The following is a 551-nucleotide window of genomic DNA, read 5'->3' as shown; positions in this document are numbered from 1 at the left end:
ACTGGCTCTACGCGACTAGGTATGCAATTTCGGCTCTGCTTGCCCTTCGAACCAGCACTGGTTCCGTGTGGGACTTGGATCAAGCGGGCGGTCTGCGCAATACGGGAAAATTCTTCCTGGCACTGCAAGGCCCAACGCAGCAGGTATACGAGTTCGCTGACAGCGCGTGGGGCGGTGACCCGAACGGCGTGTTCGCTGGGCTAGGTCAGCTATACGGCGACAAGAGTCTCTCGGCCACTGCGGCGGTCGCGCCCACGAGCTTTCAGGCGCCCCTACAGCTTCTTTGGCGCGACCCTTCCATTGCTGCCGCGACAGCAACGGGCGCGCTCGACGCGGCGTTCGACGCAGGCGTGATAACGGCGAGGTCGTCTTCGTCGGATGCGGCCGCAACGTTCATGGCATTTCGCTCAGCGAGTGATCCGCGTGGGTATCACCAACAAATCGACGGAGGAGACTTCGAGCTGCAAGCCCTAGGGCAACGGTGGACTAAGTCTCTCCCCTACGACCCGGCGACCTATTCTTTGTCGGACGCAAATATTGATAATACGCGA

At 60.4% G+C, this 551-nt stretch carries 1 protein-coding gene; it reads left to right on the top strand.

Annotated elements, in window-relative coordinates:
* Positions 1 to 65: 65 nt before the first annotated feature.
* Positions 66 to 551 (top strand): hypothetical protein (locus ACZ3HH_RS29375; protein WP_465810012.1); only part of this gene is annotated, 486 nt, incomplete at its 3' end.

Source organism: Pseudomonas sp. PME37.24/025, assembly GCF_055556615.1.
This window is presented reverse-complemented; position numbering and strand designations above follow the sequence as displayed.